Source organism: Dubosiella newyorkensis (genome assembly GCF_001945605.1).
Taxonomy (GTDB): Bacteria; Bacillota_I; Bacilli_A; order Erysipelotrichales; family Erysipelotrichaceae; genus Dubosiella; species Dubosiella newyorkensis.
The window spans coordinates 1-25596 of the sequence record NZ_MPKA01000055.1; the positions used below are offsets into that span (position 1 = coordinate 1).

At 45.0% G+C, this 25596-nt stretch carries 22 protein-coding genes, 1 tRNA gene and 1 pseudogene; 14 read left to right on the plus strand and 10 right to left on the minus strand.

The genetic code is table 11. The features are described 5' to 3' along the window. Positions 1-126: 126 nt before the first annotated feature. Positions 127-438 (minus strand): annotated as a pseudogene (locus BO225_RS03705) (transposase); the annotation flags it as partial. A gap of 124 nt (positions 439-562) precedes the next feature. On the opposite strand from BO225_RS03705, the gene BO225_RS03710 reads away from it, so the two are divergent. Beyond that, complete coding sequence (locus tag BO225_RS03710) at positions 563-1468, plus strand: ATP-binding cassette domain-containing protein (RefSeq protein ID WP_083632070.1); 906 nt, start codon at positions 563-565, stop codon at positions 1466-1468. A gap of 279 nt (positions 1469-1747) precedes the next feature. On the opposite strand, the gene BO225_RS03715 is transcribed toward BO225_RS03710, so the two are convergent. Genes BO225_RS03715 through BO225_RS03735 form a run of 5 tightly spaced genes read right to left on the minus strand, consistent with a single transcriptional unit; the run spans position 1748 to position 9364 of the window. Then, complete coding sequence (locus BO225_RS03715) at positions 1748-2404, minus strand: response regulator transcription factor (protein ID WP_076340932.1); 657 nt, start codon at positions 2402-2404, stop codon at positions 1748-1750. Then, positions 2379-5000 (minus strand): sensor histidine kinase, encoded by a 2622-nt coding sequence (locus BO225_RS03720; protein ID WP_076340933.1) that lies wholly within the window; start codon positions 4998-5000, stop codon positions 2379-2381. The genes BO225_RS03715 and BO225_RS03720 overlap by 26 nt, the downstream gene beginning before the upstream one ends. Before the next feature lie 37 nt (positions 5001-5037). Beyond that, a complete protein-coding gene (locus tag BO225_RS03725; protein ID WP_076340934.1) occupies positions 5038-5631 on the minus strand; it encodes a potassium-transporting ATPase subunit C in 594 nt (197 codons plus the stop codon). Between the two features lie 13 nt (positions 5632-5644). Beyond that, on the minus strand, positions 5645-7678 hold the full coding sequence (gene kdpB, locus BO225_RS03730) for a potassium-transporting ATPase subunit KdpB (RefSeq protein ID WP_198936094.1): 2034 nt from the start codon (positions 7676-7678) through the stop codon (positions 5645-5647). Between the two features lie 9 nt (positions 7679-7687). After that, positions 7688-9364 carry a potassium-transporting ATPase subunit KdpA gene (locus tag BO225_RS03735; RefSeq protein WP_076340936.1) on the minus strand — a complete coding sequence of 559 codons (1677 nt, stop codon included), beginning with the start codon at positions 9362-9364 and terminating at the stop codon, positions 7688-7690. A gap of 127 nt (positions 9365-9491) precedes the next feature. Here BO225_RS03735 and brnQ point away from each other — a divergent pair, with 127 nt between their 5' ends. From brnQ to BO225_RS03770, 7 genes are all read left to right on the plus strand, one after another. Next, positions 9492-10556 carry a branched-chain amino acid transport system II carrier protein gene (gene brnQ / locus BO225_RS03740; protein WP_158023783.1) on the plus strand — a complete coding sequence of 355 codons (1065 nt, stop codon included), beginning with the start codon at positions 9492-9494 and terminating at the stop codon, positions 10554-10556. A 35-nt stretch (positions 10557-10591) separates the two neighbouring features. Next, positions 10592-11245 (plus strand): M15 family metallopeptidase, encoded by a 654-nt coding sequence (locus BO225_RS03745; RefSeq protein WP_076340937.1) that lies wholly within the window; start codon positions 10592-10594, stop codon positions 11243-11245. A gap of 96 nt (positions 11246-11341) precedes the next feature. Then, a complete protein-coding gene (locus BO225_RS03750; RefSeq protein ID WP_143356760.1) occupies positions 11342-11587 on the plus strand; it encodes a hypothetical protein in 246 nt (81 codons plus the stop codon). 11 nt (positions 11588-11598) lie between these two features. Then, positions 11599-12528: a cysteine synthase A gene (gene cysK, locus BO225_RS03755; RefSeq protein ID WP_083632072.1), complete on the plus strand. Its 930-nt coding sequence runs from the start codon at positions 11599-11601 to the stop codon at positions 12526-12528. 134 nt (positions 12529-12662) lie between these two features. After that, the gene (locus tag BO225_RS03760) at positions 12663-15008 is read left to right on the plus strand and encodes a glycyl radical protein (RefSeq protein ID WP_083632073.1); all 2346 of its coding nucleotides are present in this window, start codon (positions 12663-12665) and stop codon (positions 15006-15008) included. Then, a complete protein-coding gene (locus BO225_RS03765; RefSeq protein ID WP_076340940.1) occupies positions 14971-15897 on the plus strand; it encodes a glycyl-radical enzyme activating protein in 927 nt (308 codons plus the stop codon). Before BO225_RS03760 ends, BO225_RS03765 begins: the two co-directional genes overlap by 38 nt. Positions 15898-15908: 11 nt before the next feature. After that, entirely contained in the window at positions 15909-16592 is a 684-nt protein-coding gene (locus BO225_RS03770) for a fructose-6-phosphate aldolase (RefSeq protein WP_076340941.1), read from the plus strand. A 30-nt stretch (positions 16593-16622) separates the two neighbouring features. Here the strand turns inward: BO225_RS03770 and BO225_RS03775 are convergent, their stop codons facing one another. Together BO225_RS03775 and BO225_RS03780 are read right to left on the minus strand one after the other, a co-directional pair. Continuing rightward, positions 16623-17060 (minus strand): RrF2 family transcriptional regulator, encoded by a 438-nt coding sequence (locus tag BO225_RS03775; protein WP_076340942.1) that lies wholly within the window; start codon positions 17058-17060, stop codon positions 16623-16625. Positions 17061-17070: 10 nt separating this feature from the next. Then, the gene (locus BO225_RS03780) at positions 17071-17604 is read right to left on the minus strand and encodes an HdeD family acid-resistance protein (RefSeq protein WP_076340943.1); all 534 of its coding nucleotides are present in this window, start codon (positions 17602-17604) and stop codon (positions 17071-17073) included. 134 nt (positions 17605-17738) lie between these two features. Here BO225_RS03780 and BO225_RS03785 point away from each other — a divergent pair, with 134 nt between their 5' ends. Genes BO225_RS03785 through BO225_RS03795 form a run of 3 tightly spaced genes read left to right on the plus strand, consistent with a single transcriptional unit; the run spans position 17739 to position 20786 of the window. Continuing rightward, positions 17739-18287: a DJ-1/PfpI family protein gene (locus BO225_RS03785; protein ID WP_076340944.1), complete on the plus strand. Its 549-nt coding sequence runs from the start codon at positions 17739-17741 to the stop codon at positions 18285-18287. Beyond that, positions 18271-19479, plus strand: coding sequence for a glutamate-cysteine ligase family protein (locus BO225_RS03790; protein WP_076340945.1), 1209 nt, complete (start codon positions 18271-18273; stop codon positions 19477-19479). Before BO225_RS03785 ends, BO225_RS03790 begins: the two co-directional genes overlap by 17 nt. Further along, positions 19476-20786 (plus strand): ATP-grasp domain-containing protein, encoded by a 1311-nt coding sequence (locus BO225_RS03795; RefSeq protein ID WP_076340946.1) that lies wholly within the window; start codon positions 19476-19478, stop codon positions 20784-20786. Before BO225_RS03790 ends, BO225_RS03795 begins: the two co-directional genes overlap by 4 nt. Before the next feature lie 30 nt (positions 20787-20816). Here the strand turns inward: BO225_RS03795 and uraA are convergent, their stop codons facing one another. After that, the gene (gene uraA, locus BO225_RS03800; RefSeq protein ID WP_076340947.1) at positions 20817-22091 is read right to left on the minus strand and encodes a uracil permease; all 1275 of its coding nucleotides are present in this window, start codon (positions 22089-22091) and stop codon (positions 20817-20819) included. Between the two features lie 106 nt (positions 22092-22197). Here uraA and BO225_RS03805 point away from each other — a divergent pair. After that, positions 22198-22274, plus strand: a tRNA-Arg gene (locus BO225_RS03805). 41 nt (positions 22275-22315) lie between these two features. Here the strand turns inward: BO225_RS03805 and BO225_RS03810 are convergent. Beyond that, positions 22316-23254 (minus strand): DUF5688 family protein, encoded by a 939-nt coding sequence (locus BO225_RS03810; protein WP_076340948.1) that lies wholly within the window; start codon positions 23252-23254, stop codon positions 22316-22318. Between the two features lie 188 nt (positions 23255-23442). Here BO225_RS03810 and BO225_RS03815 point away from each other — a divergent pair, with 188 nt between their 5' ends. After that, the gene (locus BO225_RS03815) at positions 23443-24099 is read left to right on the plus strand and encodes an HAD family hydrolase (protein WP_076340949.1); all 657 of its coding nucleotides are present in this window, start codon (positions 23443-23445) and stop codon (positions 24097-24099) included. Between the two features lie 27 nt (positions 24100-24126). Then, a complete protein-coding gene (locus tag BO225_RS03820) occupies positions 24127-25587 on the plus strand; it encodes a C69 family dipeptidase (protein ID WP_076340950.1) in 1461 nt (486 codons plus the stop codon). The last annotated feature ends 9 nt before the right edge of the window (positions 25588-25596 follow it).

A 25596-nucleotide genomic window follows, 5' to 3' on the forward strand; every position in this document is an offset into this window, starting at 1 on the left:
TAGCGCTCAACAACAGATAATTTAAAATCTATAGTGTATTTTGATTTTCTTCCCATATAAAAAGCCCCCTAATAGGACCTCCAAATTTAGTTGTTTGGCGTGTCTACTATTAGGGGAGCTTATCAATTCGTCCCTTCTTTTATATTTAGGTAGAAAAGAAGTATAGAATTCGCCCAGCCGGTCTCTTGGGATCTTTACAGTGATCGATCCGAATTTCGTATCGATCTTTCTGGAATAGCTTCCGTTTCGGCAGTTGGCATTATCCGAACGGGCATACTTTTCATAATCGAGAAAAGCCGTCAGTTCATAAGCCATAATGTCATTGACCGTATTTTCAAGAGAAGAGCGGAAGTATTCCAGCATGAACTGCTCTAAAGCAGGCAAATTATTTTCATTTACGAATAGAGTTTTGACGATATCTGTAGTAATATCAAACATGGGAAATGTCCTTTCTAGTATTTGTTTGGTCGAACTAATCTTACTAAGGATATTTCCTTTTTTCTATTCTATTTAGGAAACAAATCTACCTATTTACACAAAATATTTTACACTCTCAGGGATCATGATGATAATTAGTGTATTAACACAAGTTTTTATATTTTATATTGGAGGATTACTTATTTTAAATAAGAAATTATCTATAGGAATATTGATTATTATATTGAATTATTATTCATCCTTATTAGATAGTATTCAAATTTTAATAGAATTTGGAAAAGAATACCTAAGTGCAGAAGCAAGTTATGATAGATTGAAGAAAAGTGTAAAGGATAGTTTTTTAAGAAAAAAGATAACAAAAAAAAGTGTAAAAAAGATAGAATTTCAAAATGTTTCTTTTGAATATGAGAAAAACCATAAATTGTTTGACATATCAATGACATTAGAAAAAAATAGAATATACCAGCTAAGTGGAAATAATGGAAAAGGAAAATCAACATTTATATTTTTGATGTGTGGATTATTTAAAGATGAATACCATGGTGTAATATTATATGATTCGTTAGAACAAAAAGAATTGAATATAGAGAAGATGAATGAATATATGATCTCAATATGTGAACAAGATCCTTATTTGTTTGATGGAACGATTAATGAAAACTTGTGTTGTAAAACAAAAAAAGAAAAAAGAGCTGACTTGAGAAGATTATTAATAGATTTCGGGTTATTTGACAAAATAAATTCATTAGATAATAAATTTGAAACTCAAATTTCATCATTAAATACCATTCTTTCTGGTGGAGAAAAACAAAAAATAGCGATTATCAGAACATTAATATCTGATGGGGATGTATTGATTTTTGATGAACCATTATCTGCTTTAGATAAAAAAAGTAAAATTGTATTTCAAGAGGAAATAAGTAAAATAAAGGATAAAATAGTAATAATTATAAGTCATGAAGAATTAAAGAAAATTAAAAAGAATATAGTCTTGATTAAGTTGGCACCTAAAGAAGAAAATGAAATTTAAAAACATTAAATTATCTTAAAAAATGTATTTTCTTGGATTTTTGTTCTGGCAGTTTGGGACGCTCGCCCTTGGATTTTGTTCCTCTATGATTTCCAACGATGCTCGTTTGGTAATTCTCGAACTTGAAATGCAGAGCAGGTATCCTGTGCAATTGCTTGCTTTGTGCGAATGATTGCCAATCTGATCCTGAATCTCGTAATCGTTGCGGTACTGGTCATTGTGTTTTTTTTCATTCTCAAAAATCAATAAAATTGCGGTTGAAATCGCCTTGAACGGGCATCAACCGCAATTTTCCTCTCGAACCATTTTATAACCAACCCCAAAATTCGTCTCAATGAAACGATGATCCAGCTTCTTGCGAAGCATCGTCATATACACCCGAAGATTGCTCATATCCGATTCAAAGGTGCTATTCCAGATCTGTTTGGTGATGTAGTTGCGCGTGAGCACCTTGCCTGGATTTTTAGAAAACAAAACGATCAACCGATACTCCAAAGGCGTTAAATGCAGACGCTTATGATCTAAATACACTTCTTGTTCTTCATAGTGGATCTCCAGTCCCCCATTGACAAATATGGTTTGGGCCGGAATCACTCCGCTCTGCTCCATCCTTCGAGAAATGACCCGGATCCTAGCCAACAATTCCTCCACCGAAAACGGCTTGGTTAAATAATCGTCAGCGCCAAGATCAAGCGCTTCGATCTTATCTGTATCTTCGCTGCGCGCAGAAAGAACAAGAATCGGCGTCTGTGCGAACTCGCGAATCTTACGAATGATCTCTTTTCCATCAAGATCCGGCTTTTCACTCAAAAAAAGACGGAGCGCTTCCTTTCCATTTCTTGCTTGGATCATCGGATATTCCGAAATCTCAAAAAGCGTTTTTAAAAGACTCGCCATCTGCGCGTCATCTTCAATACTTAAAATCAGAGGTTTCATATTCTTCTCCTACAGCAGGCAATTCAATATGGAAGCAGGTGCCTGGATCCCTGTTGAGGCATGTGATCGTCCCATGATGCGCTTCCACGATACTTTTCACTAAAGAAAGACCAAGACCCATGCTTCGGCTTCCATCCGCGAATACACTCGATTTTTGAGCGAAAGGCTCGAACAAACACACCCTTTGCTTATCATCGATTCCAGGACCTTCATCGATCACATCCACGACAACCCTTTCTTCTTTCTTCATTCCTTGGATCTGGATCGGCGTGCCCTCAGGCGTATGCAAGATCGCGTTGTTGATCAAGTTCATCATCACCTGCACCATGAGCCGCCCATCCAAAAAACCAACACAATCCGGACCGATCTCGATTTGAAGCGGATGCTTCTTCACATTCAAATTGACATGCGCCAAAGCCTGATGGACGACCTCATCAAGATCGACCATCTCTTTGTCCAACCGAACCTCATCATGATCCAATCGGCTCAGCAACAACAAATTCTCCACCGTATCCTTCAGCCAGCTCGCCTCTTCAGAAATACTCTTCGCCAATCTGCTTTGTTGAACTTGAGAAAGTTCGCAACAAGAAAGAAGATCCGCGCTCGCCTTGATCGTTGTCAAAGGCGTTCGCAAATCATGACTGATCGAACGAAGCAAGCTCGCTTTGAGCTGCTGCTGATGCGCCAGCCAAGCCGCCTCTTCCTTTTCTTTGGCGATCTCGATGTTTTCAAACGCCAAAGCCGCCTGATTCAACAAAGAAAGGAGCACAATATTTTGATTTGGCGACAAAGGGCCATTTTTCATATCGATCCCGAGCACACCAAAGATCTTTTTCTCGCGCCGGATCGCCAAATAAAGACCCCGCGCCCCCGAAAGCGTATCCGTTCCCGCGCCCGCGCGCCGATTGTTTTTCAGAGTCCATAAAGCGACCGCTTGCTCCTTCGTATTCAAGAAAGGACCTGGGTCCTTCGAAAAGACAGGCTTGGCCAGCGAGTCCTGCGCATTCGGATACAAAACGACAGGCCGATCCATAAAATCGCCAATCTCTTGAACAAGATAATTTTCTATAGCGCTTCTCGTAACCAAACTCTGCAGCTTCTGGGACGCTTGATATAATAGCGCATTTTGCAAGGCCGCCTCTTCAGAAATGCTCGCCTGTGCCCGCAAACGGATCGAAAGCTTAGAAACAAGAAGCGAAAGAATGAGCATGACCCCAAAAACAACTAAATAGCCTCGATCGAACATGATCAAAGAAGAAACAGGATGCGCGAAACGATACCCAAAAATAAAGACACACAAACCCCACGAAAAAAGGGCCTGCAACCAATGACGAGCAAACAAAGCACAAAGAAAATCTGCCAAAATAAAGATTGCCAACAAATTGGCCTGCGAAAAACCAAAAGCCTCGAGAACGATCGCGATCGCTACCGCACAAACCAGCACCCCCAACAACAAGCCGATTCCATCCAAAAACGGATTCGTATGACCTTTGTTTGAACGAGTGAGCGAATACGATGGAGACACGTCGGGATCGGGCAAAATAAAGATCTGCGCCTGCGGAGCGCTCGCCGCCAACTTTTCCGCAAACGAGCGACGACCAAACGCGCTTTTTCTCCCTTGCCTTCCGATCACGATCTTGCTTACGCGCATCGAATTGGCAAACGAACCAATCTCTTTCGCAATATCTTCCCCATATACAGATTCAACGCTAGCACCCAGCCGATCCGCCAATCGAATGTTCTCCTGAAGTCTGGCCTTATCTTCGTCGCTCATCTCTAAATGCTCTGGACCTTGAATATACAAAGCTAAAAAATTCGCGTCAAAAGCGCGCGCCATCTCGCTAGCCGAGCGGATGATCCTCGCATTGGAAGGAGAAGGAGAAAGACAAACAAGCACTTGTTCTTGCACATCCGGCACGCTCTTTTTTAACGCCAGCCGGCTCGCGCATCTTCGCAATGCGATCTCGCGCAAAGCCATCAAATGATCAAACGTGAAGAAATTTTCGCTCGCCAAACGCGCCTGCTCTTTCGCGTAGATCTTTCCTTCATGGAGCCGTTCGAGAAGATCGCTGATCTCCAAATCGATCAACTCGATCTGATCGGCTAGATCGAAGACATCATCGGGAATCCTTTCTTGAACGAGGATTCCCGTAATCGAAGCCACCTTATCGTGCAGACTTTCCAAATGCTGCACATTCAAAGTCGTATACACATCAATACCATGCACCAACAATTCGCGAATGTCTTTATATCGCTTTGCGTGGCGGCTTCCTTTCGCATTGGTATGCGCCAACTCATCTACCAACACAAGCTGGGGCGCGCGATGTAAGATCGCGTCAAGATCCATCTCTTTTTGCTCGATCCCTTTATATTCGATCGTTCGCGTGCTAACGGTTTCTAGACCTTTCGCCTTGTTCATCGTCTCCGGCCGATCGTGCGGTTCAAGATAACCGATCACGACATCGACTCCTTTTTTTTGAGCGCTTTGTCCTGCATCAAGCATGGCCCACGTTTTCCCGGTCCCAGCCGCGTAGCCAAAAAAGATCTTCAATTTTCCGCGATGACTCAACGCATCGCCGCTTGTCGTTTGGTTCATTGACGTATCCTCTTCCTAACAGCATGGAAAGCCGCGCTTATTGGAGCGCAGCTTTTTGTTGGTCAAGAGCTAGATTCACTTCTATGACGTTCACTGTTTTTTCTTCCAAAAGGGAAGGATTGATGTTGTTTTCGATGATCTGCTTCACTTTTTCTTCGCTCAACCTAGAAGCTTTTGCGATCCGAGGCGCTTGCCATAAAGCGGCCGATAAAGAAAGATCCGGATCATAGCCTGAAGCGCTAAATGTGACAAGCTCTTGAGGGATCTCTTTCGACGCGTCCGGATTCGAAAGCTCTATATACTTTGTCCAAGCCTCTTTTTCTTTTAAATACTCTGGATCGGCAGGATCGTTGTTGGCAGGAACTCCGATAAGAGTCCAAGAGCCATCGGTTTGCTGGATCGCTTGTTTCTTTTGCCGTCTTCCCCATAAGTGGCTTGGATCCTTGTAGTTTTCTCCAGCCAATAGGCTCGTCTTGCCATTTTGTGTAGCTACAAAGGAGCCAGCCGCTTTATCTGGAAAGAAAAGCTGGCTGATCCCCCATAAAGAAAACGAATAAAGAAAGCCTAAGACAAGAGTCGAGGCAATGAGCACCTTCAAAGAAGGAATGAATGCTTTGATATATGTTTTCATAAATGAATATTCCTTATCCTATAAATAGAGTGATGATCATGTCAATTAACTTGATTCCAATAAATGGCGTGATGATCCCGCCAAGCCCATATACGAGCAAATTTTGCGCTAATAGCTTGTTGGCAGGCAGCTCTCGATATTTGACTCCTTTTAAAGCGAGCGGTATAAGAGCGACGATGATCAACGCGTTAAAGAGTACAGCCGATAAGATCGCCGACTCGGAAGAGTGTAGATGCATGATATTCAAGACCTCGAGTCCTGGATAGATCGTTGTAAAAAGCGCAGGAATGATCGCGAAATACTTAGCCGCATCATTGGCAATCGAAAAGGTCGTTAAAGCGCCTCGCGTCATGAGCAGCTGCTTGCCGATCTTGACGATCTGGATCAGCTTTGTTGGAGAAGAATCGAGATCGACCATATTTCCAGCCTCTTTGGCGGCTTGTGTTCCAGTATTCATCGCCACCGCGACATCGGCTTGCGCAAGGGCTGGCGCATCGTTTGTCCCATCGCCCGTCATCGCGACAAGATGGCCTTTCTTTTGATAGTCTTTGATCATCGCAAGCTTTCCTTCCGGTGTGGCTTGGGCTAGAAAATCATCGACACCCGCTTCAGCGGCGATCGCAGCCGCCGTCAAAGGATTGTCGCCTGTGATCATGATCGTTTTGATTCCCATCTTTCGCATGTCCTCGAATTTTTCTTGGACCCCTTCTTTGATAATATCTTTAAGATGGATCACGCCTAGCACTCGTTCGTTTTCGAGCACGACAAGAGGCGTTCCCCCCGAGCGCGCGATCTTCTCCACGAGTTTATCGGTTTCCTTTGGCCAGGCGATCTTATTTTTTTGAACAAACGCTTTGACAGAATCAGCCGCCCCTTTGCGAATTTGATAGGAACCGAATAAAACACCGCTCATCCGCGTCATCGCGCTGAATGGAATAAATTCCATCGCAGCATCTTTTTCACGCTCGATCTGATATCGTTCTTTGGCCAGCTGCAGCACGCTTCTTCCTTCTGGGGTATCATCGGCAAGCGAAGAAAGCGTGGCCGCTAAAGCGAGCTCTCTTTCCTCCACACCTTCCACTGGAAGAAAAGCGACCGCTTGCCGATTGCCAAGCGTGATCGTTCCCGTTTTATCTAAAAGCAAAACGTCGACATCGCCTGCCGCTTCGATCGCTCTTCCGCTCATCGCCAAGACATTTTCTTGATTGAGGCGGCTCATTCCCGCGATCCCGATAGCCGAAAGAAGCGCGCCGATCGTCGTGGGAGCCAAGCATACCAAAAGGGCGATCAAAGTCGTGATGCTCGTAGGATTCGGGATCCCTTGTTCTTGGGCCGCAAATTCCGAAAACCCATACATGGCTAAAACCACAAGAATAAAAATCAAAGTCAAAGCGAGCAGGAAGATCTGAAGAGCGATCTCGTTGGGCGTCTTTTTTCGAGAGGCGCCTTCGACCATCGCGATCATCTTATCTAGAAAGCCTTCCCCCGCTTCCTGGCTGATTTGAACGACGATCGAATCGGAAAGGACCCTCGTTCCTCCGCTTACAGCGCTTCGATCGCCGCCCGCTTCGCGAATGACAGGCGCCGATTCGCCTGTAATCGCGCTTTCATCGATGGAAGCCGCCCCTTCGATCACATCGCCATCGGCAGGAATGAGCATTCCAGCCTCAACAAGGACTAGATCGCCTTTATGCAGCTGAGTCGAATTGACTTTTGTGATGGTCTCTTTCGTTTCGATCGATTCGATCCGAAACGCTTCGATATCTTTTTTCGCTTTCCGTAAAGAATCGGCTTGCGCTTTTCCTCGCCCTTCCGCGATCGCTTCCGCAAAATTGGCAAACAAGCACGTGAACCACAACAAAAGGGCGATCGTCAACGTATACATCGAGTGGGTATTGGCAAAGCCTAACCAGCCAGCCAAGTAGATCAGTGTGACCGCGATCGCGGAAAGATAGACTAAAAACATCACTGGATTTTGGATCTGGGTCCTTGGATCCAGTTTTTTAAACGAGTCGAAGACCGCTCGTTTGATCATTGTCGAATTCATATGCATCACCTATCCTAAAAATTGAGCGATCGGACCGAGCGCCAGGGCCGGAAAGAAGCTCAAAGCTCCAATAAGAAGCACGACTACGATCAATAAGAACACAAAAAGAGAAGAATCTGTTTTTAAGACACCAGCGCTTAGAGCCACCTTTTTTTTCATCCCTAAACTTCCAGCCATCGCAAGCGTGGCAAAGATCGGCACATAACGGGCTAGAAGCATGATCACGCCGCCTACGCCATTAAAGAGCGCTTCACTCATTACGAATCCGCCCATCGCGCTTCCATTGTTGGCGCCTTGCGAAGTAAAGGCGTAAAGGATCTGTGAAAACCCGTGGGCGCCTTGTTCGATTCCGGCTGGCGGACAGAGAGAAAAGAGGGCGGAGCCAAGCAAAATACAAACTGGGGTGGCCAAACAAAGGATAAGCGCCCGCTTCATTTCATAGGGTTCGATTTTTTTCTGTAAAAACTCGGGCGTCCGTCCGACCATTAGTCCGGCAATGAACACGCTCAATACGATAAAGGCGATCATTCCATAGAGTCCAGAACCGACTCCGCCAAAAACCACTTCGCCCACTTGCATCAAGATCATGCAGATCATCGAACTCATAGGGGTCATTGAATTCAAGGCGCTATTGACAGAACCATTGGAGGCGGCTGTCGTGCTGATCGACCAGAAGGCGCTTTGCGCGATCCCCAAGCGCGCTTCTTTGCCTTCCATGTTCATGGCTTGCATTTCTGGGATCATGCCAAAAAGCAAGGCGAGCACAAATAAGATCAGCATGGCCGCAAAGATCGCCCATCCTTGCTTGTTGTTTTTGATCATAAAACCAAACGAGAAACAGAGCGCCATAGGCAAAAGCAGGATCAAGACGTTTTCGACAATGTTTGTCAATGGAGTCGGGTTTTCATACGGATTGGCGGCGTTTGCGGCGCTTATCCCCCCTCCATTCGTTCCGCTTTGTTTGATGGCGATTTGAGAAGCCGCCAAGCCGGAAGGAATGTTTTGTTGGGTAAGGATGGTGGCGTCCTTGACTTCTTGCCCATCAAGATAGACGATGTCCTCTTGGATCGTGGCGTCTTCTAAAAGCTGGCCGGAAGAATCGATCGCGACTGCCTCTAGCAGTGCGGAGGATGCCTGATTTTCTAGATTCATCGGCACGCCTTGCGCGCCAAGAATGAGCGCGGCCACCAAGTTGAGCGGCAATAAAATATAAACGAGACATCCGATCAAATCTTGCCAAAAGTTGCCTAAAGCGCTCGTTTCTTTGTTGATCAAGCCGCGGATCAAAACGAAGACGACGCAGATGCCGATGGCGGCGGAAATAAAGTTTTGAACGCTCATTCCGGCCGCTTGCGTGATCCAGTTCAAAGAAGTTTGGGGATCATACGATTGCCAGTTCGTGTTGGTGATAAACGAACACGTGGTATTGAAGGCCATCCAAGCTTCCATCCCATTGGCAAGAAGGATGAGGAACAAGACGATAAACGAGAGGAGCGAGAAAACCAAGATCGAAGCGAAGTATTGCTTCCAATTCATTTCTCTTGAAGAAATGTGCAGGAACTTTAAGATCTTATGTTCGCTTTTTTGAATGAAGGGGATCTCTTGGTTCATGACCTTCTTGCACCATTCGCCCATCGGAATGGCTAAAAGGATCGCTGAAAGTAAAATGACGATACAAGACAACATATCTTATTCTCCTTAACTACAGGAATAGTTATATAAAAAATGGTATAAAACGGGTGTTAAAGTTTTGGGGGGAAGTGTTAAAAAAGTGTTAAAAAAAGTGTATATTGAATCTATGCGAAATTTTAGAATGAAAACTTTATGGATCACCCTGACTTTATTTTCGATGTTTTTTGGCGCGGGCAACTTGATCTTCGCCCCCTTTTTAGGCAAAGAGGCGGGAAGTCAAAGCGCGCTTGCTTTGCTTGGCTTTTTGTGCACGGCTGTTCTCATGCCGATCATCACGATCTTAGTGCTTTCTAAGTTCAAGGATGGCTATTCTATGCTTGCGAGGATCTCGAAGCCGTTCGCGCTCTTTTTTATTGGCTTGATCTATTTGCTGATCGGGCCATGCATCGCCATCCCAAGGACCGCGACGACAAGCTACGAGATGCTTGGCTGGCTCCTTCCTGCCAATATCTGGAGCCAGCTCTTGTATTCGGCTATCTTTTTTATGGGAGCTTACTTTGTGGCCTTGCATCCGAGCCATTTGAAGGATGTGCTTGGAAAATGGCTCTCTCCGATCTTGCTTGTTCTTGTGGTCGTTTTATGCGCCTCAGCCTTGTTCTCTCCTTCTCAGATCGCTTCGCCTTCTTTAGAGTATTTGAATCATTCCTTTGCTAAAGGGATCAAAGAAGGGTATCAAACGATGGATATTTTGGCGGCGTATTGTTTTGGGAATGTGATCTTGCTCAATATTCAAAGCGAAGGAATCGTAAAAAAACAAGAAGTGCGAAAGACGCTGCTCTTTGCTTCCGTTGGAGCGGGCGTGCTGCTGGCTGGCTTGTATTCTTTGTTGGCGATGAGCGGAATGCTTCACTCCTACGATTTGCGCGCCTGTACGAATGGGGCGCAGATCTTGACTGAGCTAGCGGGGCGATCGTTTGGATTGTTTGGCAATGTGCTCGTGAGTTTGATTTTCTTGATCGCTTGCTTCAATGTGTGTTCTGGACTATTGAGCTGTGTTTCTAGCTATTTTGCCCAACGGATCCCATCTTGCTCTTACCGGGCATGGTTGATTCTTTTCACGTTGTTCAGCGCGGCGCTTTCGATCTTTGGTTTAGACTCGATCCTTGCGATTTCCGCTCCGATCTTAAATGTGCTATGTCCGATCGCGATCTTTTTTGTGCTTTATGGAATCGTTCAAAAACCTTGACCACGGATGTGGTCCTTTTTTGTATAATGAGAAGTATGAAGAAACCACTCATTTTAGCGTTGCTGTCCTTGCTTATAGCAAGATGCTCCTTCCAAAAAGAAACGAAAATCATCGTCGAGAAAAGAGAGCGAGAACCAAAAGCGGAAATAAAGGAAGAAATTATAGAAGAAGCAAAGGAAGAAATAAAAGAAGAAGATCTATCTTCGATCTTGCTCGTTAATAAAGAGCACGGTCTTGCCCCCTCCTATGCGCCAGGAGAAGATCCGATCGCCAAAGAGGCGCTGCTCGCTTTGCTTTCTCAAATGCAAAACGAAGGATTGAATGTGTCCGATCGATACAGCGGCTTTCGCTCCTACGAATATCAAAGCGAATTGTACGCGGATTATGTAATGCAATATGGCCAGGAGGAGGCGGATCGGTTTTCCGCTAGACCGGGTTTTTCGGAACATCAAACTGGGTTGGCTTTTGATTTGATGCATGAAGACGGCACGCTTTTGACAAATCCTTTGGAAGCTAGCTGGCTCGAAGAGCATGCGGCGGAATATGGCTTTATCGTGCGCTATCCAGAAGGGAAAGAAGAGATCACAGGCTATATGGCGGAGCCTTGGCATATTCGATACATTGGAGAGGAAGCGATCCAGATCCGAGATTCCGGGTTGACGTTGGAAGAATATATCAATCTACCATGATATATTTTTATCAATTCCTAGTAAACCTATAAAATTTATAGGAAAAAGTTGGGTATTGTTCTTTTCTTTCGATTTTCGATTCGCTATACTAAGGGCATGAATCAGAAAAGTGACAAAGAACGGCTGAAAACGCTGTACGATCAAGTGGATGATTATTTCATCAAAACGTATATGGATCTAGAAAATGAGGAAAAACTAGAACAAAAGATCCGCGTTTTAGAGCAGCTGATCGCAGGCAAAAAGCCCCCTGAAATTGAAGAGTACGACGATGTGCTCGATGCGTATCCAAAAGAAGAAAGTTTTGTATTGGAATCACTTGATGATGTTTTAAAAAATCTATAGGAGGAAGGATCATGAAAGTCTATCACAACATTCTAGAACTTGTAGGAAACACCCCTTTAGTCGAACTTTCCAAGCTAGACAAAGAAGAAGGCGCGAAAGCGACCGTATACGCGAAAATCGAAGCGTTCAACCCGGCAGGCAGCGCTAAAGATCGGATCGCTCTCAATATGATCGAGACTGCCGAAAAAGAAGGAAAGATCAAACCGGGCGCTACGATCATTGAACCAACAAGCGGAAATACAGGAATTGGACTCGCGCTCGTATGCGCGCAAAAAGGCTATCATTTGATCTTGACGATGCCAGAAACGATGAGCGTCGAGCGAAGAAATTTGATCAAAGCGTATGGCGCGAAAGTCGAATTGACAGAAGGCTCTAAAGGAATGAAGGGCGCGATCGCGAAAGCCGAAGAGCTTGCCAAAGAAATTCCAGGATCCTTTATTCCTAGCCAATTTAGCAATCCGGCCAATCCACAAAAGCATTATGAAACGACAGGACCAGAAATCTGGAACGACACGGATGGCAAAGTGGATATTTTTGTGGCTGGCGTAGGAACTGGCGGAACCTTGAGCGGAGTCGGAAAGTATTTGAAAGAGAAAAATCCAAATGTTGAAGTCGTTGCGGTAGAGCCTGAAGAATCGCCGCTGCTTTCCAAAGGCCATGCTGGTCCGCATAAGATCCAAGGAATCGCGGCTGGTTTTGTTCCAGAAACACTAGATACTTCTATTTATAATAAAGTCATGACGGTTTCAAGTCAGCAAGCTTTTGAAATGGGAAGAAAGCTTGCGCGAGAAGAAGGCCTTTTAGTCGGGATCTCTTCGGGAGCGGCAGCTTACGCCGCTCTAGAGCTTGCCAAAGAGCCACAGAACGCAGGAAAGATCATCGTTGTTTTGCTTCCAGACACAGGCGAGAGATATTTATCGACCCAAATGTTCAGTGAATAGATTTAGATCGGAAAAGGAGGAGATTTGCGAATCTCTTCCTTTTTTTTGGTAAAAAACAATAAAAAACAATATTAATACTGTTGAAATCAATAATAAATCATGTATAATGAAGGTGTAAAGAAAAGGAGAACAATATGTTGAACGATCGCGAAATCAGTATTCGTATTCAAACATTAAAAGATAAAATGCTCTCATCGCCACGATACGCATCGATCGAGCAAGCTCGGATCATCACACGCGTCTATCAAGAAAATGAAGAGCTATCTGTTCCTTTAAAGCGGGCATTGTCTTTAAAGGCGGCTTTAGAAGAAATTGAAATTGGCTTCGAACCAGAAGAGCTCATCGTCGGAAACCGCACGAAGGGTGTCCGGTATGGTGTCGTTTTTCCTGAATCGGGCTGTTCGTGGATCGATCGTGAATTCGAAACGCTCCCGACACGTCCGCAAGACCGCTTCCAAGTGCATCCTGAAGATATCCAAGAGTTTCGAGAAACGATCTATCCATACTGGAAAGGAAGAAGCATGGAAGATATCATCCGGGCCAAAGATGGAAAGCATATTGACGCGATCGCCAAAGTCGTCAAGATCAACCAAAAAGATCATGCGCAAGGCCACATTTGTCCCGACACGAAGCTCTGGCTAGAGCTAGGTCCACAAGGCTTGAAAGAAAAAGCCGAACAAATGCTGCAAAAAGAAGGTCTTTCCAACGATCAAAAAGAATTCTATCAAAGCGTGATCCTCGTCATGGAAGGCGCAAAGACATTCATGAATCGGTATGGAGAGATGATCATGGCAAGCGATCGAGATCCAAAATTAACGCAAGTCGCTGAAAACTGCTTCGCGTTGGCTAAACGCCCGGCGCAAAGCTTCCATGAAGCTGTCCAATCGGTTTGGTTCTTGTTCACGATTTTGCATATGGAATCCAACGCGTCTTCATTTTCGCCAGGAAGAATGGATCAATACTTATATCCGTACTATAAAAAGGATATAGAATCCGGTGCTCTTACCCAAGAAGAAGCGCTCGAGATCATTGAAGCGCTTTGGCTCAAGTTCAATCAAATCGTTTATTTAAGAAACGCGCATTCCGCTAAATACTTCGCCGGCTTCCCGATCGGATTCAATATCGCGATTGGCGGAGTCGATCCAGAGGGCAATGACACATTCAACGACTTGTCGTTCTTGTTTTTACAGGCACAATATGATCTAGGATTGCCACAGCCAAACTTAAGTGTCCGTCTCAATAAGCATTCCTCTTCCGCCTTGATGCAAGCCGCGATCGATGTGGTCGCTAAAGGGTCGGGAATGCCTCAATTCTTTAATGACGAAGCGATCATTGAACCGATGCATCACGATCTTGGGATTGATTTAAAAGATGCGCGCGATTATGCGATCGTTGGCTGCGTGGAACTGACGACTCATGGAAACAATTTAGGCTGGTCGGACGCGGCCATGTTCAACTTGAACAAAGCGCTCGAGCTGACCTTGAATCATGGCGTTTGTTTATTGACGGGCGAGAAGATCGGCTTGGATCTAGGTGGCTTGGACACGTACGCTTCCTATGAAGAATTAGAAGACGCCTTCCAAAAACAAATCGATTATTTTATTGACGAAATGATGAAAGCCGAAGTCGTTGTGGAGCAAGCGCATCAAGATTGTCTGCCGACCGCTTTCTTGTCGAGTGTAATCGATGATTGCCTAGTCGCAGGAAAAGATGTGACCAAAGGCGGAGCGAAATATAATTTGTCCGGTATCCAAATGATCCAAGTCGCCAATTTGGCTGACTCTTTGGCCGCTGTGAAACAACTTGTATATGAAGAGAAAAAAGTCGATCCTAACGATCTGCTTAGAGCGCTTCGCAACGATTTCGAAGGCGATCTTGTCTTGCAGACGATGCTTTTGAGAAAAGTGCCAAAATATGGCAACGATGTCGAGTGGGTGGATGAGATCGGCGCCAAGTGGGCAGGTTATTTCCGCGAAAAGATGAAGGAATATACAAATTATCGAGGAGGGCCGTTCCATACTGGCATGTATACCGTCTCGGCCCACGTTCCGATGGGAGAAAACGTAGGGGCCTCGTGCGATGGTCGAAAAGCAGGAACTCCGCTTGCCGATGGAGGCATGTCGCCTGTCTATGGACGCGACTTGAAAGGGCCGACAGCTGTCTTGAAATCAGTATCCCGGATGAAAGATTCGTATACGACCAATGGAGGTTTATTGAACATGAAGTTTCTTCCTTCGTTCTTTGAAACAGCGGAAGGAAAAAAGAAATTTGAAACGTTCCTGCGCGCTTTCGTGGATCTAGAGATCCCGCACATCCAGTTCAATGTAGTTAATCGGGATGAGCTTCTCGACGCCAAGATCCATCCAGAAAAGCATGCGTCTTTGACGATCCGGGTGGCTGGATATACTGCTTATTTTGTCGAGTTGGCTGGTGAATTACAGGATGAGATCATCGAGCGGACGAGCTATGCAGGCATCTAAAGGACTTGTTTTTGATATCAAGCGCTTCGCGATGCATGATGGAGCTGGCATTCGAACGACTCTCTTTTTGAAAGGCTGTCCGCTACGGTGCAGGTGGTGTCAAAATCCGGAAGGACTTGATCCCAAGCAAGAGCTGATCTATTTTAAAAGACATTGTATCCATTGTGGAGCGTGCGCGAAAGAGGATAGGGGAATCGTTTTTCAAGGAGGCTGTCCACATGTCCTCGATCGAAAATCAAATCATGATCGAGCTCTCGAAGCTTGTCCTGCCCAAGCGCTTCAATACGATGCTCGATATTATACGGTGGAAGAAGTTTTGAAAGAAGTCAAAAAAGATGAAGTGTTTTTTCAACAAGAGGGCGGTTTGACGATCTCTGGTGGAGAACCCTTCATGCAAGTCGATTTTTTAGAAGAATTGTTGAAGAGATGTCAACAAGAAGGGATCCATACGACGATCGAATCGAGCTTCTATACATCGAAAGACAACATGAAGCGAGTGCTCCCTTATTTAGATGCGATCTATTGTGATTTAAAGATCCTGGATCCAAAGCTGCATCAAGAAGCGACTGGGGTCGACAATCGCATCATTTTAGAAAATATTCAGCTTCTTTTAGAGAGCCAAAAGGCGGTTACGATTCGGACGCCTTTGATCCCGGGATGGAGCGGAACGGACGAGAATATCGCCAAGATCGCCCAGTTTTTAAGCGGAATTTCAAGCGATGTGAAGTATGAGCTTCTCAACTACAATCCGCTGGCGTCTTCTAAATATCATTTATATGAACGAAACTATGGGATCGATCCAAACGCGAAGGCGTATACAAAAGAAGAAATGGATCATTTTCGAACTATCGCTAAAGAAAATGGAATTAAAAATCTCGTGATCGAGTAGAGGAGGATATTATGGAATTCATTATTGATACGATCGATTTAGAGGAAATCAAGGACGCGATCGAACATATGCCCATCGTTGGCGTGACAAGCAATCCAAGCATCGTCAAAAACACGCATCCGCAAAAGTTTTATGATCACATGCGCGAAATCCGCAACATTATTGGCCAAGATCGTTCGCTCCATATTCAAGTCACTGCGAAAAAAGCGGAAGATATGGTCAAAGAAGCGCATAAGATCCACGAAGAGATCGATGATGCTGTCTATATCAAGGTGCCCGTTTCTTATGAAGGCTTAAAAGCGATCAAAATGCTGAAGAAGGAAGGGTGTCCGATCACAGCGACAGCGATCTATGATGAGATGCAAGCGATGATGGCTCTAGCTGCCGGAGCGGATTATTTGGCTCCTTATGTCAACCGTATCGGAAATCTAGGCAATGATCCGTATCAATTGATCGCCAACGTATCCACTCGGATCGATCATGATCAATATCCGACCAAGATCGTGGCGGCAAGCTTTAAAGGCGTGCAGCAGATCAGAGACGCACTTGACGCGGGCGCGCAAGCCGTTACGGCGCCTGTGGCGATCTTGAAGCAGATCTTCAAAAATCCAAGCATCGATAAAGCGGTGGATGATTTCAACGCAGATTGGTATTCGATGTATGGAGAAGGCAACAGCTTGCTCGAAGTCGAATAAATCAAAAAGCTCGGAGAGATCCGAGCTTTTTTAAATGATGTAGTTGTCGATATTAGATTCAAATTCACGATCGAGAAGATCTTGGATCGTGATCGATTTCAAATACTCCTGAACGACTTTGTTCAAGCCCTCCCAGACCCAGAGCGTCGAACATTCGCTTCTTCGAGGGCATGGATTCTCCTTTTGATTCAAACATGCCACAGGACTCATGCACTCTTCTGTCGCTTCTAGGATCTGCCAAACCGTAATCTCTTTGGCTGGCTTATTCAATTGATAGCCGCCTTGAAAACCGCGATTGGATTTTAAAAATTTGGCTTGGTTCAAAGCGATCACGATTTGCTCGAGATATTTTTTAGAGATCCCTTGTCGCTTGGCGATATCTTTTAAGGTAATGTAGCCTTGACTTTGATGTTCCGCTAGATCTAACAACATTCGTAACGCGTATCGACCTTTGGTCGAAATTTTCATGATATCACTCCTAGTCTAGGTATTTATTTATTTCGTGTTGGTTTACTAATATGATCACGCCCTCCACCATGAGGCAGATCCCAACGAGCTGCAAGATAAACTTCATCGTTTGGATCGGACGTAGCAATAGAATTATACCACCAATCAGTATTACGAGCGAAATAATAAATGCATAGATCCAGTTATCATAGCCATGCGAACGGAGCGTGAATGATTTTTGCATCTGCATGGCGGAGTTCAAGATCAAGATCACTCCACACAATACGGGAAGGATCGCGATCAAGGATTGCGGGGAGATCAAAAAGAATAAGCCAAACAGCGCGCTCAAGACCCCGAAAATAAGGGTCGAAGTGCTGGCGAACTGCTTTTTGGCAAAATACAAATACAATTGATAGGCTCCATACAATAAAAGAACGCCGCCAATGATCCGAGTCGCTGTAAATAAGATCGATTTATTAAAAAAGCAAAGAATGAATCCGAATACGATATAAACAAGAGCGAATATACGCGTTTGAGATTCTGTTTGTTTAAAAAATGAATTCATGATTTCTCTCCTATTCTGCTCTTATTATACTAGTCGGTTTTTTGTTTGGCTGTTTTGATGCAATGTAAGCACGAGTCTTCATTCTAAAAAAATATTTGGTATCATAGAAGCGACAAACATGAGGAGGTCAAAGTATGAAATGTGCAATCATTATGGATAATGGATTTGAAGAATTAGAAGCGATGGGACCAATCGCCCTATTGAGAAGAGGAGGCGTCGATGTAGATCTTGTCAGCGTTCACGACGATCATGTCACTGGCCGTTTTGGGGTGACCTACTCGAAAACGACGCCAATGAAGGACTATGATTTTGACGCGATCGATTGTCTGATCATTCCAGGAGGCGCCCACGCGAAAAAGCTGGAGGCCAATCCGGACGTTCTTGAACTGATCAAAAAAGTCGCCAATGATGATTCGAAAGTGCTCGCAGCGATCTGCGCCGCGCCAACGATCTTAGGAAAACTTGGCCTTTTGAAAGGGAAAGACTACACATGCTTTAAAAGCATGAATGAAGATTTTGGCGGCAACTATCATTATCAATATGTTGTCGAGGATGGAAATCTCATTACGGGAATCTCTGCTTCGGCGGCTGAAGAATTTGGATTCGCGATCTTAGAAAAACTGACGGGCAAAGAGCATACCGACGAAGTCAAAGCTTCCATTTATTATGACGCCGCTCACTAGTTATATTGCCTCGGGCCAAACAGAAGAAAAAGGACGGATCGGGCTTGAGATCGAACACTTTGTGCTCAATGATGAAACAGGAGCCCCTATGCCGTATCTAGAGCTGGTCAAGCTGCTCGAATTTTTGAAAGAGAGCTATGAAGAAGCGGTGTATGAAGAAGATCATTTGATCGCGCTAGAGTCGAATACGACATTGATCACTTTAGAGCCAGGCTGCCAGCTGGAGCTTTCTTTTCGTTGCAGCGCAAACCTAGAACACATCAAAACATGGTATGAGGAAGCGGTCGAGCCCATTCAAAACTATTTGCATAGGCAAGGTTATGCGCTCGTCTACTCGGGCGGCTTGCCTAATTATTCGATCGACAAAGTCCAACGGATCCCGAAAGAGCGCTATGCGCTCATGGAAAAATGGTTCGAAACCTCAGGGAAAAGAGGAAAAGAAATGATGAAGGGAACCGCGTCGATCCATCTTTCGATCGATTATGAAAATGAAGAAGATTTTATCTGCAAATATCGCGTGGCGAATTATCTTCATTATTTGTTCAACTTTATCACTTCGAATACTCCGATCTATCAAGGGGTTGAAAATGGAGATGTTCTTTTGCGCTCTTCGATTTGGGAAGGAACAGATCCTGAGCGGTGCGGGTTCATGCCAAACACCTTCGATCCAGATTTTGGCTATTTTCAATACGCCAACTGGCTCGAAAAAATGCCTTTGATCGTCCTCAACGACGGAACAGAGTGCAAAAGCGCTGGCCAAAGCAAGGTTTTCGAAGTCGCGAAAACGTATGGTTATTCTTCGAAGATGATCGCCCATTATTTGTCGATGGTTTTTCCATTTATCCGCGTCAAAAAATTCATCGAGATCCGTTCAGCGGATGCGATGCCCGAACCGTATATGATGGCGTATTGCGCGCTGATCAAAGGGTTGTTTTACGATCCGTCCGTGATCGAGCATTATTGGAAGCTTTCTCAAGGAACGAGTGTTTCCAAATTGGAAGCGTATGGAGAAAAGATCCGACAAGATGGATGGAGCGCGAAAGTCTATGGCTCTAGTTTGTCGAGTGTCCTTGAAGATCTTGTGAGGCGTGCCGAGCAAAGTCTTGATCAAGATGAGCTTGCGATGCTGGCGCCATTGAAAAAGTGTATCTATGAGAAAAAGCACATTTACGAAAGCGAGGGCCTCGAATGAATTACGATCCTATTTTTAAACGCTATATCGATGATCATTTTGTCGAAAGCAAAGAGAGCGCTCTAGAGATCACGATGGCGATCCAAAAGAGCGAATTGAACGCGGGAAATGGAAACTATACGCGAACCCTGCATGTGCCACGGTTCTTTTCGCCCTATGACAAGGAGCGGTTTTCAAAAATCACAGAAATGACGTACGGGATCTTTTCGAAGGTGATCGAAGCCTATAAAAAGGATACGCAGATTCGCGAGCTTTTTCCTTTTTCAAAAGAACTCGAGGAGCTGATCTTGCTCGATCCAGGCTATCCGGTCCCGATCCCAATTTGCAGGATCGATATTTTTTACGATGAAACGACCAAGAATTTTCATTTTTGCGAATTCAATACCGATGGGACGAGCGCGATGAACGAGAATTATCGTCTTACCGAGCTTTTAAAGCTGAACAACGCGTATGAAGCGATTCATCCCGATGTGGAAGTGATGGAGCTGATGGAAAGCTGGATCGACGCGTTTTTATTGACGTACGATTCCAGTCCAAACGCCAAAGAAGATCCGAAGATTGCGATCGTCGACTTTTTGGAAAACGCGTATTTGAGCGAGTTGTACCAATTCGAGGAGCGATTCAAAAAACGCGGTTTCCAATGCGAGGTGGTCGATATTCGAGATCTTCGCTTTGATGGCGAGCGTCTCTATAATCAAAAGAGCGGGATGCCGATCGATGTGATCTATCGAAGGGCGGTCACCAAAGATGTTATGGAACATTATGGGGAAGTGCAAGATTTTATCCAAGCACTCAAGCAAGGAGCGATCGTGCTGATCGGCGCCTTCCAAACGCAGCTCGTTCACCATAAATGTATCAATCAAGTGCTTTTCGAAGCGAAGATGCAAAGCTATTTTACGCAAGAAGAGATCCGATTCATTGAAGAGCATGTGCCTCAAACGCTCGATCTAGATCAAAAGACGGCGGAAATGATCGAAGGGCAAAAAGATCGCTGGATCATCAAGCCGAAAGATTCGTATGCTGCCAAAGGGGTCTGGGCTGGCGTGGATCTTGATGAAAAGCGATGGAGGAAGGTCATCTTTGATTTTGTGGATCAAAACTATATCGTGCAACAATACATTCCGCCTTATAAAACGGAAAATATCGATTTGGTCAACTATAACGAATGGGGCATGTATTCAAACTTGACGGGCCTGTATGTCTATAATGGCTTGTTTGCGGGCGTCTATTCGCGTATGTCGGATTCTGGTATCATTTCGACACAGTATAACGAAAAAACGGTAGCGACATTGTTTACGAAAGAATAGAAAAAGGACTGCAAATGGCAGTCCTTTTCTTTATAGCATATCTTTTGGTTCTTCGCTTGTTTCGTTGAGCCAGTGGAGCTTGGAAAATACAAAGAAGAGCAAGCTCAAAAGCATGGCGACGATGGCGGCCAAGACCATTCCGGTCAAGGCGATATTTCCGATCTGGATCGTGATTCCCGAAAGACCAGCCACAAAGACAACGGAAGTCAAAACCATGTTGACGCTGTTGGCGTAGTCTACATGTTCATCGACAAGGATCCTCAATCCGCTAACACCGATCATTCCATACAACAAGAAGGAGATCCCGCCGATCACAGGGCTAGGGATCGTTTCGATCAAGGCGGCAAGTGGTCCAATGAACGAGCAGATGATCGACATGATCGCAGCGCCCACAATGACTTGGACGCTATAGACGCCCGTAAGAGCCATGACACCGATGTTTTCTCCATAGGTCGTCGTTGGGACAGAGCCTAAGAATCCGGAGATCATTGTCGAGAAGTTGTCGCCAAACAAAGTGCGGTCGAGTCCAGGATCCTTGATCAGATCGCGTCCTACGATTTGGCTCGTCACGACTTGGTGTCCAATGTGTTCGGACATGATCACGAGGATGACTGGCAAGATCATCAAGATCGCGTTGATATTGAATTGGGGCATCGTGAAGTTTGGAAGCGCGAAAAGTGGAGCTTCGAGCACAGGAGTAAAATCGACCATACCTAAGAAGACGGCGCTGATATATCCAGCCACAACGGCGACCAAGATCGGGATGATGGCCCAAAATTTACGGAAGCACACGCTGCCGATCACAGCCACACTAAGAGTGATCAAGAAGACGATCGCGTTTTTCGGGTCGATCACCGGTTCAAGAAGTCCGGCCGTGCTTGCCGCCGAACCAGAAAGCTCGAGTCCGATCAGAGCGACAACAGGCCCCATGGCAGCGGGAGGAAGAACGACATCGATCCATTTGACACCAAATTTTTTGATGACAAAGGAGAGGACGCATCCAAGGAATCCGACGGCGATAAATCCACCTAAAGCGTAAGGATAGCCAAATTGGGCGATCACGATATTGGCAGGCGCCAAAAACGCGAAGCTCGATCCGAGATAGGCTGGCGCTTTTCCTTTTGTGATAAATATAAACAGCAATGTGCCGATCCCATTCATGAGCAATACGATCGCTGGATTGATCCCGAACAAGAATGGAACGAGTACAGTGGCTCCAAACATCGCGAATAGATGCTGGACACTGAGCGGCAATAGCATTTTTAATGGAACTTTTTCTTCGATTTGAATGATTCTTTTTGCCATACTGGCCTCTCTTTCTATTATCCTAACATTTATAACATTATCTTTTGTCGCATACAAGAAAACATTTTGAATTTTTAAGGAAACGTATTATAATATCAAAGGAAATGCGCTCGTAGCTCAGTTGGATAGAGTATCAGATTCCGATTCTGAGGGTCGTAGGTTCGAGCCCTATCGAGCGCGCCATTTTGACCTTGATGGACTTTTCGAAAGAGAGGTCCTTTTTTTTACGCTAAATAGTGATCTTCGTCGCTTTCTTTATGGACGCATTCAATTTGATTGGTGAGGGAATCGTAGTAAAAGATCTTATTGCTGAGAAAATCGCGCTCACTTGTGATTTCCTTATTGGCCGCTAAAAGCGTTTGGCGCATTCTTTTGATCCCCGGCTTGAAAGAGCGGGGAACGAGCATGATGTCGTTGATCGAACTAGGCAAGAGATAGAAGTTTTCGTTGAGCTTTTGAGCGATCGAAGCAAGAAGAGAAGGGACAAGGATCACGCTTGCGCCATTGTAGTAATTGATCGTGGATAAGGCGTAGATCGTGTTGGTCGGAAGAGAAGAGAAAGAGATTTTATTTGTGTATGTTGGATCGCGTGGGTCGAGGAGCAAGACGTGTTCTTGTTTTAAATTGATCATCGCTTGTTCATAGAGCTGTTCTTTATCGATGTTCCAAGTATCCAAGAGTCGCTGATCGATCGGGGTGGAGCAGAATTCTTTTTCGCTTTTCCAAAAACCAACACGCGCGTTCGCGTGCAGTCCTTGGCAGACTGGAAATTGGATCCAGCTCGGATCGGCTTCTTGATTGTAGTCGGGATCACGAAGACGAAGGAAGATCTTGTTTTTGATGGCGGAATAGGAAGTCAGTGAATTTGGAAAGTCGAGCACGGGATCCGGATCTTGGATCAGCTGGAAATAAGGTTCTAAGACTTTTTTTAAGAAGCGATCGATTTCTTGTTCGCTTTTTGGCTCGGAAAAGTAGATCTTGTCGATCGTGACGGCAAGACCGATTTCTTGGGTGGGATGTTGAAGATAGAGCTTTGTGGTCAAAATATCGTTTTCGCTGATTTCTTCATGAAAGCTAAGGACCGGCTTGATGGATGGATCGATCTTGAATTGATCGAGTCGCTGCTGGAATTGACTGGAAAGCTGTTCTAGATTGATTTTCATTCTATGGATTCTCCTTTAAAGTCTTCTTTCGGATGAACAGTACCTAAAAAAGGAGCAATGGAAAAGGATGGAATAAAAGGATACGTGTTAGGAAAGAAGAATATACTCAATCTATCAGATCGTTTTTGATTTGTAAACGGAAAGAGAAGAAAAAAGATGCTATACTGATTTTGTTTGGAGGAATGAAAATGGACGCGATATTGTTTGATGTGGATGGAACGATTTTAGATTCTTTGGGAGTGTGGAACGAAGTCGTGCAAGCGATCTATGATGCAAATCAAATTGATTCGAATGTCGAAGAGGATATGAAACGATATCATTCTTTGAAGGCTTCGGAAGCGTTTGCGTGGATCCACGCGCATTGGCACACGAAGATGGATGAAAAAGATATGGAAGAGTTGGCCGACACGATCTTAGAGCGAGCGTATACGAAGACGATCCAACCGATGCCTGGGGCGGTCGAATTCATCAAGCTCGCCAAGAAAAAAGGATATCGATTGGGTGTGGTGACTTCTTCGCCCTTGCGTTTGGTCAAGCCTTGCTTTCAGCGGTTAGGGATCTTTGAAGACTTTGATGGGATCGAGAGCGCGGAAGATCTTGGCTTGAGCAAAAGAAATCCAGAAATCTTTGAACGCGCTTTGAAGGCGCTTCATGTACGAGCGAAAGGCACGTACTATTTTGAAGATAGTCGTTACGCGTTGGATACCGCGGATAGTCTTGGTATCGTAGGGATCGGCGTCCGCTCGAAAGGAGAAAAGTATCCGGATCGTGTGGCGATCGATGACTTTTTCGAGCTGTTACCTCTTCTTCAAAGTAACAAAAGCCTGATTTCTTCGATAAAGTGATATGATACGCGTAGGAGGGTTTGTGTTATGCCTTGTACAACAATTTTAGTCGGAAAAGACGCTTCTTATGACGGATCTTGCATCATGGCGCGAAACGATGATGCCGGAGCGGGTCATTTTACACCTAAGAAATTTGTGGTGATCCAGCCATCCGAGCAGCCAATCGAATATGAGTCGGTGCTTTCTCACGTAAAGATCGAGCTTCCTAAGGATCCGATGCGCTATACAGCGGTCCCGAATATCGACAATGAAAAAGGGATTTGGGCTGCTTGCGGAATTAACGAAGCGGGCGTAGGAATGAGCGCGACCGAGACGATCACTTCCAACCCGCGGGTCTTGGGAGCGGATCCTCTTGTCGTCTACGATCCAGATACGAATACGCCTGGCGGGATCGGCGAAGAAGATCTTGTATATATCACTTTGCCTTATATTCATAGTGCTCGCGAGGGCGTGGAACGATTAGGAAAGCTTCTAGAACAATATGGAACGTATGAAATGAATGGCATTGGCTTTTCGGATACGAAAGAAGTCTGGTGGCTTGAATCGATTGGCGGACATCATTGGATGGCGCGTCGTGTGCCAGATGATGCCTATGTCGCTATGCCAAATCAGCTAGGAATCGACTATTTTGATTTCGAGGACGCGTATGGAAAAAAAGAAAATTTCATGTGTTCAGCGGATCTGAAGGATTTCACGCTTCGTTGGAATTTGGATCTTACATTAGAAGGGCCATTTGATCCTAGAGCGGCGTTTGGCTCGCATGATGATGCCGATCATGTCTACAACACGCCTCGGGCTTGGTATATCGAACGTTATTTGAATCCGAACACGTTTGTATGGGATGGAGAAGATCCTGACTTTTCGCCTCGAAGCGACGACATTCCTTGGTGTCTCGTTCCTGAAAAGAAGATCACGATCGAGGACGTAAAATATTTGTTGTCGAGCCACTATCAAGGAACGCCATATGATCCGTATATGAGTTATGGTGATCGTTCGATGGCAGGAGCGTATCGTTCGATCGGCGTGAACCGGACGAGCTTTTTAGGCATTATTCAAAACCGGCCGCACGCTAAGGCGTTAGAGTGGATCTCGTTTGGCGCGAATCCATTCAATATTTCGGTTCCATTCTATGTGGATGTGGATCAAACTCCAGAATATGTTTCGAACACGACAGCCTCTGTGGATACAAACAACTTCTATTGGGTCTCCCGCCTGATCGAGGCGATGGCCGATGCAAGTTATAAAGAATCGTTGAATATCATCGAGCGCTATCAAAATGCGGCTTTTGCCAAGGGGCACGAGATCATCAATCGTTACGATGCCTTGATCTCCAAAGAAACAGATCCAAAAGCAAAAGAAAGCTTGTGCGCGAAAGCGAACCAAGAATTGGCGGACATGGCGCAAAAACTTTCCACTAAGACGCTGGATCAAGTGCTTTATCAGCTCAGCTGCAATATGAAAAACGCCTACGCGAGAAGCGATGCGTAACAGAAATAA